The organism is Lysobacter soli (genome assembly GCF_009755585.1).
Taxonomy (GTDB): domain Bacteria; phylum Pseudomonadota; class Gammaproteobacteria; order Xanthomonadales; family Xanthomonadaceae; genus Lysobacter_J; species Lysobacter_J soli.
In genome coordinates this window covers 1,600,402-1,616,616 of sequence record NZ_CP046603.1, presented here as the reverse complement: position 1 = coordinate 1,616,616, position 16,215 = coordinate 1,600,402, and the positions used below count along the sequence as shown (strand labels likewise).

12 protein-coding genes are annotated in these 16,215 nt (G+C 68.3%); 4 read left to right on the top strand and 8 right to left on the bottom strand.

Translation table 11 applies throughout. The features are described from left to right. Positions 1 to 26: 26 nt before the first annotated feature. The 5 genes from GOY17_RS07365 to GOY17_RS07345 all read right to left on the bottom strand — a co-directional run bounded on the left by GOY17_RS07365 (position 27) and on the right by GOY17_RS07345 (position 5,747). Positions 27 to 788, bottom strand: coding sequence for an SGNH/GDSL hydrolase family protein (locus GOY17_RS07365; protein WP_157029885.1), 762 nt, complete (start codon positions 786 to 788; stop codon positions 27 to 29). Positions 789 to 833: 45 nt separating this feature from the next. Continuing rightward, positions 834 to 1,925: a class III poly(R)-hydroxyalkanoic acid synthase subunit PhaC gene (locus tag GOY17_RS07360; RefSeq protein WP_157029884.1), complete on the bottom strand. Its 1,092-nt coding sequence runs from the start codon at positions 1,923 to 1,925 to the stop codon at positions 834 to 836. After that, positions 1,925 to 2,977, bottom strand: coding sequence for a class III poly(R)-hydroxyalkanoic acid synthase subunit PhaE (phaE, locus tag GOY17_RS07355; protein ID WP_232338551.1), 1,053 nt, complete (start codon positions 2,975 to 2,977; stop codon positions 1,925 to 1,927). The genes GOY17_RS07360 and phaE overlap by 1 nt, the downstream gene beginning before the upstream one ends. Positions 2,978 to 3,047: 70 nt before the next feature. Then, entirely contained in the window at positions 3,048 to 3,665 is a 618-nt protein-coding gene (pssA, locus tag GOY17_RS07350) for a CDP-diacylglycerol--serine O-phosphatidyltransferase (RefSeq protein ID WP_157029882.1), read from the bottom strand. A gap of 270 nt (positions 3,666 to 3,935) precedes the next feature. Beyond that, entirely contained in the window at positions 3,936 to 5,747 is a 1,812-nt protein-coding gene (locus GOY17_RS07345) for a 3-hydroxybutyrate oligomer hydrolase family protein (RefSeq protein ID WP_157029881.1), read from the bottom strand. Between the two features lie 90 nt (positions 5,748 to 5,837). Here GOY17_RS07345 and GOY17_RS07340 point away from each other — a divergent pair, with 90 nt between their 5' ends. After that, positions 5,838 to 6,503, top strand: coding sequence for a response regulator transcription factor (locus GOY17_RS07340; RefSeq protein ID WP_115840641.1), 666 nt, complete (start codon positions 5,838 to 5,840; stop codon positions 6,501 to 6,503). A 15-nt stretch (positions 6,504 to 6,518) separates the two neighbouring features. Here the strand turns inward: GOY17_RS07340 and GOY17_RS07335 are convergent, their stop codons facing one another. The 3 genes from GOY17_RS07335 to GOY17_RS07325 form a co-directional block, all read right to left on the bottom strand. Then, the gene (locus tag GOY17_RS07335) at positions 6,519 to 6,830 is read right to left on the bottom strand and encodes a KGG domain-containing protein (protein ID WP_157029880.1); all 312 of its coding nucleotides are present in this window, start codon (positions 6,828 to 6,830) and stop codon (positions 6,519 to 6,521) included. A gap of 259 nt (positions 6,831 to 7,089) precedes the next feature. Further along, on the bottom strand, positions 7,090 to 10,440 hold the full coding sequence (locus tag GOY17_RS07330; protein ID WP_157031634.1) for a hybrid sensor histidine kinase/response regulator: 3,351 nt from the start codon (positions 10,438 to 10,440) through the stop codon (positions 7,090 to 7,092). 494 nt (positions 10,441 to 10,934) lie between these two features. Then, positions 10,935 to 13,181: a TonB-dependent receptor gene (locus tag GOY17_RS07325; RefSeq protein ID WP_232338550.1), complete on the bottom strand. Its 2,247-nt coding sequence runs from the start codon at positions 13,179 to 13,181 to the stop codon at positions 10,935 to 10,937. A 326-nt stretch (positions 13,182 to 13,507) separates the two neighbouring features. Between GOY17_RS07325 and GOY17_RS07320 the strand changes: the two genes are divergently transcribed. From GOY17_RS07320 to GOY17_RS07310, 3 genes are all read left to right on the top strand, one after another. Next, on the top strand, positions 13,508 to 14,905 hold the full coding sequence (locus tag GOY17_RS07320; protein ID WP_157029879.1) for a GntP family permease: 1,398 nt from the start codon (positions 13,508 to 13,510) through the stop codon (positions 14,903 to 14,905). Positions 14,906 to 15,309: 404 nt separating this feature from the next. Next, the gene (locus GOY17_RS07315; protein WP_157029878.1) at positions 15,310 to 15,648 is read left to right on the top strand and encodes a PAAR domain-containing protein; all 339 of its coding nucleotides are present in this window, start codon (positions 15,310 to 15,312) and stop codon (positions 15,646 to 15,648) included. Beyond that, positions 15,645 to 16,214 (top strand): PAAR domain-containing protein, encoded by a 570-nt coding sequence (locus tag GOY17_RS07310; protein ID WP_157029877.1) that lies wholly within the window; start codon positions 15,645 to 15,647, stop codon positions 16,212 to 16,214. Before GOY17_RS07315 ends, GOY17_RS07310 begins: the two co-directional genes overlap by 4 nt. The last annotated feature ends 1 nt before the right edge of the window (position 16,215 follow it).

The following is a 16,215-nucleotide window of genomic DNA, read 5'->3' as shown; positions in this document are numbered from 1 at the left end:
CAGCGTCGCAATGGCGCGTGGAATGCTCACGGCGCGGGCTGCGCCGCCAGCCACGGCCGCACGACGCCGGCCCAGATCGCATATCCGCTCGCATTCATGTGCAGGCGATCGGCGACGAACAGTTCCTCGCGCGGCTGGCCCTGCGCATCGAGCATCGGCAGGAAGACGTCGAGGTAATCCACGCCTTCGGATTGCTGCGCGAACTCGCGCACGAGCGCGTTGGCCTCGCGGATCTGCGGCAGCAGCGCGGCACGCGACGGGCTGGGCTTGATCGACACGAACGCGATGCGCGTGCGCGGCAGCTCCTTGCGTACCTTGTCGACGAACGCGGCGAAGTCGTCGCGTACCTGCTTCGGCGTGCGGCCTTCGTACAAATCGTTGTCGCCGGCGTAGAACACGATCGCGCTGGGCGAGTACGGCGTGACGATGCGATCGGCGTAATACGTCGAATCGCGCACGCGCGAGCCACCGAACCCGCGGTTGATGATCGGCACGCCGGGGAAATCGTCGGGAATCGAGTCCCACAGCCGGATCGAGGACGAACCGACGAAGACCACGCCGCCCGGCCGGCGTCGCACGACGCTGTCGGCCTGTTCGAACGCGGTGATGTCCGGTTCCCACCGGGCCGAATCGCTGACGGCCGCGGGGGGCGCGGTGGTCGTGGCGGGATGCGCAACGCAGGCGCCGAGCAGTGCGAGGCAGGCGATGAGGAGGATTCGGATCACGGTATGCGTCCTTCTGGATCGCCGCAGTTTCGCACGCGCGACGTCGACGCCGCGCGTTCGCATGCGCGTATGCGGACCTTCGTCACGCGCTACGGGCGGATCGGGCGATTACCGCGCCCGCTGGCCCAGCCAGTCGTGGATCGCCTGCGGCACTTCGCGCTGCGCGCGGCTGGAAACGTAGATGCCGATGTGGCCGCCGCGGAACGAGAGCTCGCTGTAGTCGTCGCTTCCGGTCAGCCCCGCCAGCGCCTTCGACGACGCCGGCGGAACCAGATGGTCCTGTTCGGCGTAGATGTTGAGGATCGGCACCTCGATGCTGCGCAGGTTCACCGCGCGCCCGCCGATGTCGATGCCGCCCTTGATGAAACCGTTGCCCTGGTAGAACTGCTTCACGAACTGGCGGAACGCCTCGCCGGCCTGGTCGGGCGAGTCGAAGATCCACTTCTCCATGCGCAGGAAATCCTCCAGCGCCTTCGGATCGTCCAGCACGTCTACCATGCCCACGTACTTCTGCACGAACAGGCGCCACGGCTTGAGCGTGAGGTAGCACCAGTTCATGACGTCTGCCGGCACGTTGCCCAGCGTGTCGACGAACAGGTCCACGTCGAGGCCGCGCGTCCAGTTGCCCAGCATGTTGTCGCTGGTGTGGAAATCCACCGGCGTCACCATGGTGATGAGGTTGCGCACCTTGTGTGGATTGAGCGCGGTGTAGCACAGCGAGAACGCGCCGCCCTGGCAGATGCCGAGCACGTTGATGCCGTCCATGCGGTATTCGCCGCGCAGGTGGTCCACCGCCCCGCCGATGTAGCGCTGGATGTAGTCGTCCAGTTCCAGGTAGCGGTCGGAGCGGTCGGGATAGCCCCAGTCGAGCACGTACACGTCCTCGCCGCGTTCCAGCAGGCCGCGCACGATCGACTTGTCGTCCTGCAGGTCCACCATGTACGGCCGGTTCACCAGCGCGTAGACGATCAGCAGCGGCACGCGCGCGGTCGGCGCCCGTCCGTTGGGAAGTGTGTTGCCGCGGAAGCGGTACAGCACGACCTTTCCGTCGCGCCAGACTTCCTCGCGCGCGGTCGCGCCGTAATCGATGTCGTGCACCTGGTGCAGCGTGTCCAGGCCGGCGCGGAGCTTGGCCTGGAAGCGCAGCGATTCCTGCGCCAGCGAATCGGGCGTGAAGCCCAACGGGCCGAAAGCGTCCATCAGCGCGTCCTCCCGCTCTTGCTCGCCGGCTTGCCGGCTTTCGTCGCCTTGGCGGGCGCCTTCTTTGCAGCAGGTTTTGCTGGCGCGGCCTTCTTCGGTGCGGCAGACGATCGGGTTTCCTCCGCCGGCGCGCTGCGCGCCTCGGGTCGCGACGCCTGCCGCGACAAGGCTTCTATCGCATCGCGAAGGCGTCGCAGTTCGCGCTCCAGTTCGACGATCTTGCGATGCGCCGAATCCACTTCGGTCCGCGTCGGCATGCCCAGTTGCGAACCCAGCTGCTCGACTTCCTTCTGCATGCGCCCGCGCAGCATCATCTGCGCGTTGACCAGCGCGGCGTAGGCATCGCGGAAACGCGGCGACAGCGCGACGTCGGCATACGCCTCCTCCGCCGCGTCGATCCACAGGTCGAACAGCGCGCGCACCGAGTCGAGCTGCTTGCCCGGCGCGCTGCGCTCCTCCAGCTTGCGTTCGAATCGCGCGAAGGCGTCCTGCCCGGCTTCGGCGAGCAGCGCCTGGTAGGCCTGGCTCTGCTGTTGCAGTTCGACCTGCGCCTGCGCCAGCTGCTGCCAGCGTTCCTGATGCTCGCGCGCGAAGCCGAAGGCCGGCAACGACAGCCATGCGCGACCGTCCCACGGTTGTGCGCCGTGCTGCATCGATTGCAGCATGGGCGCAAAGGCTTCGAACCACCTGGACGGATCGGTCTGCGCGCTGCCCGGCATGTTCGCGAACACCTGCGCGAACGGATTCGCACCGTCGCCGCCCAGCGCCTGCTTCCAGGCGGAGGCGATGTCGCCCGCGTTGGCGCTGCGCCCGGCGAACTGCGCGGCCAGCTGCTGCATCTGCCCGAACCAGCCCTGCGCCTGCGCGTTGAAGCGCGACACGGCCTCGTCGCCCTGCGGCAGCCCGCCACGGGCGAACTGCGACCACCAGTCCACGGCCTCGTTCCATCCGGGCATGGTCGGCGTCGCGGCCGGCTGCGTCGCGCGCAGCGCGTCGCCCCAGGCGTTCCAGTACCGCCGGTTCCACGCTTCGAAATCGTCAACGCCCTGCATCGCCATCACCGCCGTCGGGGAAGGCGGCCATGGTACCAACGCCGTGTTTCGCCGCCGCGACGGCGCCCGGTCAGGGCTTGGGGATGCGCAGCGTCTTGCTGATCATCAGCGAGCCGGAGAGCGCGAACATCAGCACCAGCGGATGGAACTGCCACGGCCCCAGCTGCACCATGCCCAGCCACAGGTTCGCGCCGATGGCGCCCTGCGAGGCCGCCACGGCCAGCACGATTACCAGCAGCAGGCTGGTCGGGATCGGCGTGCCCTCGAAGTACTTCACCTTGTCGTCCTCGCCCGAGAGCGCTTCGGCGGTGACGTTGTAGCGCGCCAGGCGGCTCACGCCACAGACGACGAAGTAGCTCAGCACGATCCAGTCCCAGCCGCCCTGCAGGCCGCAGGCGTAGGCCAGCGCGGCCGGCGCGACGCCGAAGGAGATCACGTCGGCCAGCGAATCCAACTCGCGCCCGAGCGTGGACGCCGACTTGCGCCAGCGCGCGACACGGCCGTCGAGCGCGTCGAAGATGAAGGCCAGCGGGATCAGCGCCATGCCGATGAGCAGGTCGTTCACCACGCCGTCCTGGAGGAAGCGCATCGCCGCGAAGATCGCGCCGGTGCCGCAGAAGGCGTTGCCCAGCGTGAACCAGTCGGCGAGATGGAACTCGCGCAACATCGAGAAATGGCGGCGCGGCATGCGGCGCTCCGTGATCGGTGAGGCCGCCAGCGTGCCAAATCGGGCGTGAAGCCAGCAAGAGGCGGCGTTGGCCCCTGTCCCATCGGGAGAGGGGTTGGGGTGAGGGGCAACGGAGCGGCCGCGGCAAACACTGTCGGCGGCGCAGCGCTGTGGTGTTGCTTGATCGATAAACCGCGAATGAGGATGGATTCCAGCTTTCGCTGGAATGACGAACCATGTGCTGAGAGGTCGTCAGCCTCGGTCCCGGCTTTCGCCGGGATGACGAACAAACTACCGCGGCATCGCCAGATCCGAAGCGGTCAGCGCCTTCCCCGCCCCGCGCGGCGTCGTCTCGATCACCGCATCGGTCGGCAGCGAGCCCGCGCCGTCCAGGTGCGCATCCACCCGGTCCAGCGCTTCGTACACGTACGGCAGCAGCGGCAGGTAGCGCGCGCCGTAGTCCGGCAGGCCGAGGAACGCATCGAAATGCTGTGCGTTGTGCACCTGCCAGTAGCGCACGTCGCGACCTGCGGCCTTCGCCTGTCGCACGTACGGCGCACTGCTGAAGGCCGGCGGGATCAGCCCGTCGTCCGTTCCGTGGATCACCACCACCGGCAGCCCCTCGCGCGGCACGCTGGCGCGTGTTTCGGCGACACTCTGCTGCACGCGTGCGGCATCGGCGTCGTTGCCGGTCCACATCGCGCGCAGGCACTGCAGCGTGGTCAGCGGCGCGGTCGGGTTCTGTTCGACGATGTGGACGCCCGCGCCCGGCGGGATGCCGCTCGCGTCCGACCACCACGCCGCGCGTTCGGCGGCGGTGGCGGCACGCGGCGCGAGGTCCGTTCCCAGCGCGGCGTAGCGATTGCCGCACGGCATGTCGCCGAATCCGTAGCGCCCGTACGCCGAGGCGTAGGTGACGGCGACCGCGCGCCACAGGTCGAAGCCCACCGACAACGCGCCGGCACGCAGCGCCTGGTCGGTCCAGCCGGACGCCTTCATCGCCTCGTACGCCGAGCGCGCCTGCGCCGCGGTGTCGTCGCCCTCGATGAGGCCGGCGGCCTTCAGCGCGGCGCAACGCTGCGTCCACAGCGGAACCGACTGCGCGGTGAGCGGCGGCTGCGGCAGGTTCTGCAGGTGCAGCAGCGCGCACGGCATCAGCAGCGCCGCCTGCGTCGTGTAGTCGTACAGTGGTCGCGCGCCTTCGACGAACACATTTGGCTCGCCCGCGACGACCGCGTCGAGCCAGTCGCCGTCCAGTTCCGCCGCACGCAGCACGGCGCCGCCACCGTTGGAGATGCCGACCGCGATCACGCGCGTGTTGTCGAAGGTGAAAGGCGCCGCGGCGGGGAATGCCTCGTCCAGCGATTGCAGCGCGAACTGCGCCGCCTGCTTCACGTGGCGGCCCCAGTCGGCCTCCGGGTTGTCCTTCGAATGCGCGTGCTTGAACGCCACGCCGGACGTCGCGGTCGTTGCCGGATCGAACGCGAGCGGCTCACCACGTGCACCAACCGTGCCGTCCGCGCGCACGCCCTGCCCTGCGTCGAGGTCGAAGTAGTCCGTGCCCGCGCCCTTGTCGGTGTAGGCGACGGCGCAGCCCTTGGGCAGGCCCCACGCACCGGCGACGGCAATCGAGCCGTAGATGCCGCGCGACCCCGACGAGGCGGTGACGACGACGCAGCGCTTGCCCGTATCGAACGCATCGGGCACCTGCACCAGCACGCGGTGTGGCTGGTTCGCGCCGACCACCGTGGCGAAGGCGCTGAATTCCCGGCCGGGGATCGGCGCGATCGTCCCGTACAGCTCGCCGTAGCCGCCGCCCGGCGCAAGATCAGCGATGCCGCGCCAATTGCTCCAGAGCGCGCGCCGGCGCAGTTCCGCCGGCGTCGGATGCCCGGCATCGGCGAAGGCCGGCGGCGTGAGCGCGCGCAATCCGGCAAGGCCAAGGCCGCCGCTGAGCAGGTCGTCGTCGCCGCGGTGATCGGTCGTGCGCGGTTGCGACAACACCGGTGCGGCCTCCTTCGCGTTGCGCGGGCTCTGTGTGGCGCAGGCGGCCAGCGCGAGGGCGGCCCCTGCGACGGCGATGCGGACGGGTGTCAGGTTCATGCGGCGAGCCTAGCAATCTCATCCGCGTCGCCCATCGTACTTTCGTACCACCGCTGCGCCGGACGCGCGGCCGCTTGCTAGGCTTGGCCGATGCCGAGCCTGCTTGTCGCCGACGACCATCCGCTGTTCCGCGCCGCCCTGCGCCAGGCGGCGATGGAGGCCGTTGCCGACGCCGAGATCCGCGAAGCCGGCAGCCTCGACGCCGTGCTCGCCGCGCTGGAAGCCGACGCCGGCATCGACCTGGTCCTGCTCGACCTGCACATGCCCGGCAACCACGGGCTGGCGGGGCTGGCGGCGATCCGCGCGCAGTACCCGGGTGTCGCGGTGGTCGTGGTGTCGGCGAACGACGATCCGCGCGTGGTGCGCCGCGCGCTCGACCACGGCGCGGCGGGTTACCTGCCAAAGAGCGCCGGACTGGACGAACTGCGCGATGCGATCCGCGCCGTGCTCGCCTGCGAGCAGTGGCTGCCCGGTTCGCTGCGTGCGGCCGTGGCGCGCACGCAGAGCGACAGCAGCGACGCCGACCTCGCCGCGCGCCTGGCCAGCCTGTCGCCGCAGCAGTTCCGCGTGCTGACGCTGGTGGCCGAAGGCCTGCTCAACAAGCAGATCGCCGATCGCCTCGACGTGCAGGAACGCACGGTCAAGGCGCACCTGTCGGCCATATTCGAACGCCTGCGCGTGCGCAACCGCACGCAGGCGAGCGTGGTGCTGCGCGAACTCGAATTGGCCGACCCGGCGCGACAGCTCGCGTCATAGCCGACGCGTCACTGGTCAGGCGCCGTTCCCGCCATTGCGGCCGTTGCCGCCGCCGTCGCGGACATCGCGCGCGGCGCGGTTGCTGCCGCTCGCTTCGCCGCCCTTGCGACCGATGGCCGACATGTGTTCGCGGTCGCGGCTGACCGCTTCGCCGCCCTTGCGCCCGGCGACGCGCGCTTCGTCCGAACTGAATTCGTGCGCGCGCCCGCTCTCGTGCGCGGCCTTGCCGCCCTTGCTGGCGATCTCGCGCTGGCGGCCGGCATCCATCGATGCGAAACCGCGCTCGCTCTTGCCCTGTCGGTTTACCTGTGCGTGGTCGTTGGCCATGGTTGCGTCCTCTCGTGTGGGGTGGGCGCAGGCCCCGGAACCCGCCTGCACCGAGGAAAGGCGCAATTTCCATGCCATGACGCGCAAGCGGCCGATGGCGCCACGCGGCTCAAGGCCGGATGAAATTGCTTCAGGGAACAAAGCTGATGCGTGCGGCATGCGGCGCCGACAGGTGCGCCGGCGCAGGCTGTGCGGCATGTGACGAAGGCGCGGACATCCTTTCCGCCGATGCAGAACCGGCCTCAGGCGTGCAGAAATTTCACGACATCGCGACTTCGCGCGCGGCCAGCGCGCGGTCGAGCATCGACTTCAACGCCAGCGGCTTCACCGGTTTGGCCAGCAACGACAGGCCGGCCTCGTGCACGGCGCGGCGCACGTCTTCGCCGCGATCGGCGCTGAGGATCAGCGTCGGCCGCGCGCCGAATGCCTCCGCCAACCGTGCGGCCAGCCGCACGCCGGTGTCGCCCTCGTCGAGGTGGTAGTCGAAGAGCCACAACGCCGCCGGCGCGGTGCGCAACGCGACTTCGGCCTCGACGCCGTCGACGGCACACACGACCTCGTAGCCCCACCGCTGCAGGACGCCGGCGAGCGCGTCCATCGCCAGCGGATCGTTGTCGACCAGCAGCACGCGCAGCGGGCCGCCGTCGTGTGCGATGGCGTGCGGCGTCGCCGTGGGACGCGGTGCCAGCGGCACGCGCACCGAAAACACCGTGCCGGCGCCGAGTTCGCTTCGCAGCGCCAGCGGGGCGCCGAGCAACTGCGCGATGCGCTCGGCGATGGACAATCCCAGGCCGAGCCCCTGCCCCGGCGCATCCTCGCCGCGGCGGAATTCCTCGAAGATCGCCGCCTGCTGCGCGGGCGCGATGCCCGGTCCGGTGTCGTGCACTTCGATGCGCAGTCCATCGCCGTCGCGACGCACGCCGAAGAGCACGCTGCCCTGCGGCGTGTAGCGAACGGCATTGGCGAGGAAGTTCTGCAGCACGCGGCGCAGCAGTTGCGGGTCGCTGTGCGTCCACGCGCGCGTGCCGACGAAGCGGAAGCGCAGGCCGTGCGCGGCGGCGATCGCACGGAACTCCGACGCAAGCGGTTCCAGCACGTCCCCCAGCGGGAAGGCGCGCGGCTGCGGCTCCAGCCCGCCGGCCTCCAGTCGCGACATGTCGAGCAGGCCGGTCAACAGGTCGTTGGTCGAATCCAGCGCGCCGCCGATCTGCGCGACCGTTTCACGTTGGCGTCCATCGAGTGGCTGCTGCGCGAGCGCATCGGCGAACAGTTGCGCGGCATGCAGCGGCTGCATCAGGTCGTGGCCGATCGCGGCGAGGAAGCGGCTCTTGGCTTCGTTCGCGCGCTCGGCCTCGCGCTTGGCGACTTCCAGGTCCGCGGTGCGCTCGGCGACGCGCAGCTCCAGCGTTTCGTTCGCCATGATCAGCCCGGCTTCTGCGCGACGAAACGCGGTGACGTCGGTGAAGGTGGCGACGAAACCGCCGCCGGGCATCGGATTGCCGCGGATTTCCACGATGCTGCCGTCGGGCAGCACGCGCTCGGACAGATGCGGCGTGCCGGCACGCATAAAGGCCAGGCGGCGTTCGAGCGCGCGCTCGAGATCGCGTCCGCTCCAGCCGCGCGACGGCAGACGTTGCAGCGCCCAGCGCGAGAGTTCGGCGATCGGCCGCCCGACCGTGAGCAGTTCGTCCGGGAAACCGAACAGCTCGGCGTAGCGCCGATTCCACGCCACCAGTCGCAGTTCGGCATCAACCACGCTGATGCCCTGGCTCATGTTGTGCAGCGCCGCTTCGAGCACGCGCTGGTTGAAGCGCAGGTCGGCGGAGGCTTCGCCGACGATGGCCGCGACGGTATCGAGTTCCTGGCTGCCCGCGCGTCGAGCCGCATCGAGCAGCACGCGCGCCGAAGCCGAACCGAGCACCGCGGCGAGTTCGCGCTCGATCCCCGCTTCCACTGCCGCCGGCACCGCACCCACGGCGGGCACGCCGTGCAGCAGTTGCTCGACGCGTTCGCGCGGGAGGAAGCGCAGGCCGGCGTCGCGCAGCGTGCGAAGGTCCAGACCGCGTTGCGCGCGCCGCGGCGCTTCGCGTCGCCACATGGCCACGACGACCGTCGTCATCGTGCCGACGAACAGACTCGCGCCGACCGCACGGCCGAGGCGGCTCCAGCCCGTGAGGCCGAACAGGCCGTCCGGGGCGAGCCAGCCCAGTTCGAACGGCCCGGCCACGAGCCACGCCGGCACCGCGCCGCGGGCTTCGAACATCAGCGGCAACAGCAGCACCCACGCCCAGGCCGCGAATCCCGCGACGATGCCGGCCACCGCCGCGCGCGGCGGCGTCTGCGGGCGCCATACCGCGAAGAACAGCGCCGGTGCGAGCGTCGCCAGCGCGGAGAACGACACCGCGCCGACGTCGGCCAGCGCGTCGCTGCCCGCGAGCAGCCGGCTATACGCCCACGCCAGCAGCATGATCGCGACGATGCCGCTCCTACGAAGCGCGATCACGCTGCCGCGCAGGTCGCTTCCGTCGTTGCGCGACCACGCGCCGCGCAACAGGCCCGGCGCAAACCAGTGGTTGCCGATCATCAGGCTGAGCGTGAGCGTGCTCACCACGACCATGCCGGTCGCCGCACTCAAACCACCGAGGAACGCGAACAGCGCGAGCCCTTCCTGCCCGTGCGACAGTGGCAGCGCCAACACGAACAGGTCCGACGGCACGCCGGTGCCCGCGAGCAACGATTGCCCGGCCGTCGCCAGTGGAAGCACGGGTAACGCGATCAGCACCAGGTACAGCGGGAATTGCCAGCGTGCGGTGCGCACGTCGCGCTCGTCGCGGCATTCGACCACCCCGACGTGGAACTGGTGCGGCAGCACGAACATCGCCAGTGCGCCCAGCAGCACCAGCGGTGCAAAGCCGTCGGCGCCGCGCGGCGGCGGTGGCGCCGCGGCGGCCTGCGGCAGATCGCCCAGTCCGAACCACACGAACGCACCGAGCGCGAGCATCGCGGCGAGCTTGAATACCGATTCGAACGCCATTGCCAGCACGAGGCCGCGGTTGTGTTCGGCGGCGCTCGCACGGCGCGTACCGAACAGCATCGCGAACAGCGCCATCGCCAGCGCGACGTACAGCGCGCTGTCCTGCCACGCCGGCCCGGCGGCGCCGTGCGAGCTGCGCGTGGTGAGCATCGCGAAACTCATCGCCACCGCCTTCAACTGCAGCGCGATGTACGGGATCAGGCCGAGTGCGGCGATCAGCGTGACCGTCGCGGCGAGCCACGCGTCCTTGCCCAGGCGCGTCGCGATCAGGTCGGCGAGCGAGGTCGCGTTGGTCTCGCGCGAGAGCCGCACGAGTTTCACCATGAACGCGATCGCCAGGCCATACAGCAGGATCGCGCCGAGGAACGTCGGCGGCAGCGGCCACCCGTAGCGCGCCGCCTGCGTGACGGTGCCGTAGAACGTCCACGAGGTGCAGTGCACTGCGAGCGAAAGCGCATACACGTGCCGCCACTGCCGCGCGAGCACCGTCGGCCGCCGTTCGGCATATAGCGCCGTGCCGAACATCAGCGCCAGCCACGCCAGGCTGGCGACGGCGACGGTGGTGAAGCTCAGCATGGGCATGCGGCGGGGCTCATGGGCTGAGGATAGCGTTAGCCCCTCTCCCACCGGGAGAGGGGTTGGGGTGAGGGGCAACGGAGCGGGAGGGGTAACCCACCGTTGCGGTACAGCGCTGCGCTGTTGCCAACGCGAAGGGAAGCTCCGAGAGTCAAATGGGTTCCAGCTCTCGCAGGAATGACGGCGAGGATGCGGGAGGCATGACAGCCTGGGTCCCGGCCTTCGCCGGGATGACGCTGGAAAGGTGAGCCGACGAGATCACAGCCGTCGCAACGCAGAGCCCCTTTTCCTCCGGTGACCGAAGGGAGTGCAGACCGAGAGGGATTGGGGGTGAGGGGAAACGGAGCGTCACCGATCAACGCGCAGTGCAGCACTGCACTGACAGGTCGAACCATGGCCCTCCGTTACCCCTCATCCGCCCTTCGGGCACCTTCTCCCGAAGGGAGAAGGAATTGCTGCGGTCCGAGTACACAAAGCGCACCCGGAATCCCGTATCAGAAGTCGTACCGCACCGCCAAACTGTACTGCCGCGGCGCGCCATAGAACCCGGTGAGCACGCCGAGCGCCGCGTTGAGGTTGTAGCCGGTGGTCCGGTATTCCTTGTCGGCGAGGTTCGTGCCCTGCAGCGAGAACGACCAGTTCTCGTCCAGGCGCCAGATCACGCCCGCGTTCACCAGCCCGTAGCCGTCCTGCGTGATCGGCTGCGCGCCGGTGCGCACGATTTCCGTCGTCGCCACCACGTCGCTCTGGTAGCTGAAACCCACGCGTGCGGAGATGTCGCCACCGTTCGACAAGGGCGTGCGCCATTCGACGTTCAGTGCACCGGAGAACTCCGGCGCGTTGGTGAACTCCTGTTCGTCGGCGATGTTGACGCCGGCGTACATGAACTCGTCGTACTTCGCATCCAGCCACGCGAAGTTGCCGCTGATCAGCCAGTGCTTCGTCGGCAGCCACTGGTATTCCACTTCCACGCCTTCCACCGTGCCGGAGCCGGCGTTGGTGAAGTCGCCGAAGAACGCATCGTTCGTGCCGTCGCCGTTGCTGTCGTAGGCGGTGAACACCGACAGCTGGATGTCCTTGTACTTGTTGTGGAACGCGGCGAGGTTCAGGAACAGCGTCTGGTCCAGGAACCCCATCTTCGTGCCGATTTCGTAGCTGTCGACCGACTCGTCGTCGAACGGCTCGGCCGAACGCGGCACCGCGGTGGCCTGCGCGCGGATGTTGTAGCCGCCCGACTTGAAGCCGCGCGACGCCAGGCCGTAGACCATGATGTCCGGCGTGACCTGGTAATCCAGCGACACCTTCGGCGAGGTGTTCTGGAAGCCGATGCGCTTGTCGAAGTTGGCGGCGATCGGGGTCGGGTTGTTCGCGGCGCAGCGCACGGCCAGCGTGCTGAAGGTCGCATCGGTGTAGCAGCGGTTGAGCACGACCGCGTGCTTGCGCTCGTCGGTGTAACGCGCGCCGACATCGAGCTTGAGCTTCTCGGTCAGGTCGAACGTCCAGTCCGCGTACAGCGCCCACTGGTCGGTGTAGACCGTGCCCTGCGTGTCGCCGAAGGAGGCGTTGAAGAAGTTGTTCAGCACCTGGCCGCCGGCCCAGCCGTCGAAGAAATACAGGCCGACCACGCCCCGGCTGCGGCCGCCGGCGTCGTAGTTCACCTGCAATTCGTTGGTGACCTGCTCGTCGCTGTAGAACGCCTTCACGTCGGCGATCTTGTTGGGCAGCGTGTCGAAGTCGATGTTCGTCTCGGTGTCGGACTCGCGCTTGGCGAGGATGTACTTCACCGCCCAATCGTCGTTCACGCGCCAGTTGACGGTGGCCGATGCGCCCTTCATCTCGGTGTCGTTGACGTTGGGCATGCCGCTGCGGATGTCGTAGCGGTCGTCCAGCGGCGCGAAACCCGGCGCGAAGCGGTTCGGCGCGAGCATCTTCGCGCCGCGCACGCCGGACTGGTCGTCCATCCAGTCGAAGGCGAACTGGATGTCGAGGTTGTCGCTGACGTACGCACCCAGCTGGCCGCGCGCGGCGAGGATTTCCTTGTCGCTCACCGGCTGGCCGTTGGTGAGGTTCTCGCCATAGCCGTCGCGGTTGAGGCTGGCCACGGCCAGGCGCCCGCGCAGCGCGCCATCGCCGACCGAACCGCTGGCCGCGGCGCGCACGTCGAGCTGGTTGTAGTTGCCGACGGTGACCGATACCTGGCCATCCGGATCGACGCTGAGGCCGCGCGAGATGTACTTGATCGCGCCGCCGATGGTGTTCTTGCCGTACAGCGTGCCCTGCGGCCCGCGCAGCACTTCCACGCGCTCCACGTCGAACACGTCCAGCAGCGCGCCCTGCGGACGGGCGATGTAGACATCGTCCATGTAGATACCTACGCCGGGGTCCACGCCCCACAGCGGATCGGACTGGCCGACGCCGCGGATGTAGGCGGTGATCGTGCTGGACGAGCCGCGCGCGGCGTAGATCGTCAGGTTAGGAACCTGCGCATCGAGGTCGCTGAGGTCCTCGACGTTGAGCTGGTCGAGCGCGTCGGCGGTGAACGCCGTCACCGCGACCGGCACCTCCTGCAGCGTCTCCTCGCGCTTTCGTGCGGTGACGGTGACGCCGCTCAGCGTGGTGGTTTCCTCACCCTGCGCGGTGGCCGTGGTGTCCTGCGCCTGCGCGGCCGGGGCCAGCAGCGCGGCGGTGATGGCCATGCCGATGGCGATGCTCAGTCCGGTGCGGTTGCTGCTGTGCTTCATGTCGACGCTCCTCCCCCAACTCGTTCAAGGACGTCCACCGCGCGTTGCCGGCGGACGAAATGGACGACGGCCCTCCCCGTCATGGAGGCAAGCCTAGAGCGCAAGGTCCAAAGACCGCTCCTGTACCTTCGGACAATGCCGGCCACCCACCGCCGCGCCGAGACTTGCCCCATCGCCCTGGTTCGTCATTCCCGCGAAGGCGGGAATCCAACTGTCCCCTCCATCACCGCCTTCGAATGGCGTGACGCACCGGACACATGGCTCCCCGCCTGCGCGGGGATGACGGCACGGGTTGCGGTCTGGACTGAATGATCCCGGGGACTTCGATGGCATTTCTGATCGTGCTGGCCGCGCTGTGCTTCTTGATGTTCGTCGCGTATCGCGGCTACAGCGTGATCCTGTTTGCGCCGGTGGCGGCGCTGGGCGCGGTGCTTCTGACCGATCCGTCGATGGTCGCGCCGATGTTCACCGGCCTGTTCATGGACAAGATGGTCGGGTTCCTGAAGCTGTATTTCCCGGTGTTCCTGCTCGGCGCGATCTTCGGCAAGCTCATCGAGCTGTCGGGTTTTTCGAAGTCGATAGTCACCGCCACGATCGGCCTGTTCGGCGCGCAGCGCGCGATGCTGTCGATCGTCGTGGTCTGCGCGCTGCTGACCTACGGCGGCGTGTCGCTGTTCGTGGTGGTATTCGCGGTGTATCCGTTCGCGGCGGAGCTGTTCCGCCAGAGCGACATCCCCAAGCGCCTGATTCCCGGCACCATCGCGCTCGGTGCGTTCACCTTCACGATGGACGCGCTGCCGGGCACGCCGCAGATCCAGAACATCATTCCCACCACGTTCTTCGGCACGAACACGTGGGCCGCGCCGGTGCTGGGCACGATCGGCGGCATCTTCATCCTCGTCGTGGGCCTGGCCTATCTTGACTGGCGCCGCCGCACCGCTCGCGCGAACGGCGAAGGCTACGGCACGTCGCTGGTGAACGAACCGGCGGCGTTCTCCGGTCAGACGCTCGCGCATCCGCTCATCGCGATCGCGCCGCTGGTGCTGGTAGGCGTGGCGAACAAGGTGCTGACGTCGGTCATTCCGCGCTTCTACGGCGAAAACCACAGCTTCGATCCGGCGGTGATCGGCAGCGCGGCGCCGGTGGTGCAGGAGGTCGCGAAGTTCGCCGCGATCTGGGCCGTCCTGGGCGCGCTGCTGATCGGCATCGCCACCGTGTTGGTTTTCGCATGGAAGCCGGTGATGACCAGCTTCGCGGAAGGCACGAAGTCGGCCATCGGCGGCGCATTGCTCGCGGCGATGAATACCGCGTCGGAATACGGCTTCGGCGCGGTGATCGCGGCGTTGCCGGGGTTCCTCGTCGTGGCGAATGCGCTGGGCGCGATTCCGAATCCACTGGTCAACCAGGCCGTCACCGTGACGGCGCTGGCGGGCATCACCGGCTCGGCGTCGGGCGGCATGAGCATCGCGTTGGCGGCGATGGCGGAAACCTTCATCGCGAACGCCAACGCCGCCGGCATTCCGATGGAAGTCTTGCACCGCGTCGCCTCGATGGCCTCCGGCGGCATGGACACCCTGCCCCACAACGGCGCGGTGATCACCTTGCTGGCGGTCACCGGCCTCACGCATCGCCAGGCGTATAAGGACATCTTCGCGATCACGGTGATCAAGACGATCGCGGTGTTCGCGGTGATCGGCGTGTTCTATGCGACGGGCTGGGTATAAGCCCGTGGTTAGCCCCCCTCCCTGCGGCGACCGATGGGATTGCAGAGCTAGAGGGCCGAGTGTGAGCCCTGCTTTAGCCCCTCTCCCTGCGGGAGAGGGGTTGGGGTGAGGGGCAACGGAGCGGCGCCCTGAATTCTCGCGTTCGCCGCACAACGCTACGGTTCTAGCTCTTGTAGCCCGGGCAAGCGAAGCGCACCCGGGAGCTGTCACGCTCGACCCGGGTGCGCTTCGCTTACCCGGGCTACAAACGCTGGCCGCTTAAAGCCAGCCGTTGATGCCCTGTAACACCCCAACGCAAAGTTTCGCCGCACCCCGCCTCCTCGAATCATTCCCAATGCGCGCCGCGTCCTCCGGGTGGCAGTGTCGGTATCGGTCACACACCGAACCAGCACGGAGCAACGGGAATGAACGAGGCAAGACAAACCATCAAAGCGACCTACGCCGTCGCGACGGACGGGGCAACAACAGAACGCGGAGGCGAAGTCGTCGCCCGGAAGAGCGCTTCGCTACTGGACGGCAGAGACGTCGCCCGGGTTGGCGACGAGGTGCGTTATCCCGACGGCCGCAAAGCTTGGATCATCACCGGCTCGCGCTACGTCATCCTGTCCGGCCGCCCCATCGCGGTAGTTGGCAGCCGCCTGAATAATGGCGATGTCATCTCGGCCAGCCCCTCTACAGGGGCAGCGCTCGTTGAATTCGAAGGTATGCAACCGGTCCTGGCCGAGTACCCGGTGCCGGCATGAGCGCCCTTCACGCCATCGTGGTGGGCGACCCCACCGAAGTGGGCGGCCAGGCGCTGACTGGTCTGGCCGACTTCACCATCCAATGCATCGACGGAAGTCGTAGCGCCCTGGTCTGCGTCGGCGACTCGGTGCTTTGCGGCCAGTGCGGAATGACGACCGTCGTGGAAGGTCGCTCGGGGTTCTTCATAAGCAAACCCGCCGCTTACCACGGCTGCAAGCTGGCATGCGGGCACAGGCTTGTTGCCACGCGCCAGCGACTCGTGAGCTTCGAATGCATCGGCTCGGAGAAGGCGTTCCTGCCGCCTTCGACAGCGAGTTTCGCGTCGCCTCTGCCGGGACGGTTTACCGAGCAGTATCGAGCGGTGGATGAGAAATCCGGAGCGTTCCTCGCAGGCATCCCATATCTGATCGAGTTGTCCGACGGCAGGACGTTCACGGGCAGAACGAACGAGGAAGGGCTGACCGTTCAAGTGTCGTCGCACGTCTCCGAACAAGTGCGCCTGACATGGCTGAACGCTTGGCAAGACGAAGCGGATCACGACAACCAAGACATAGAAGGATGCTGAA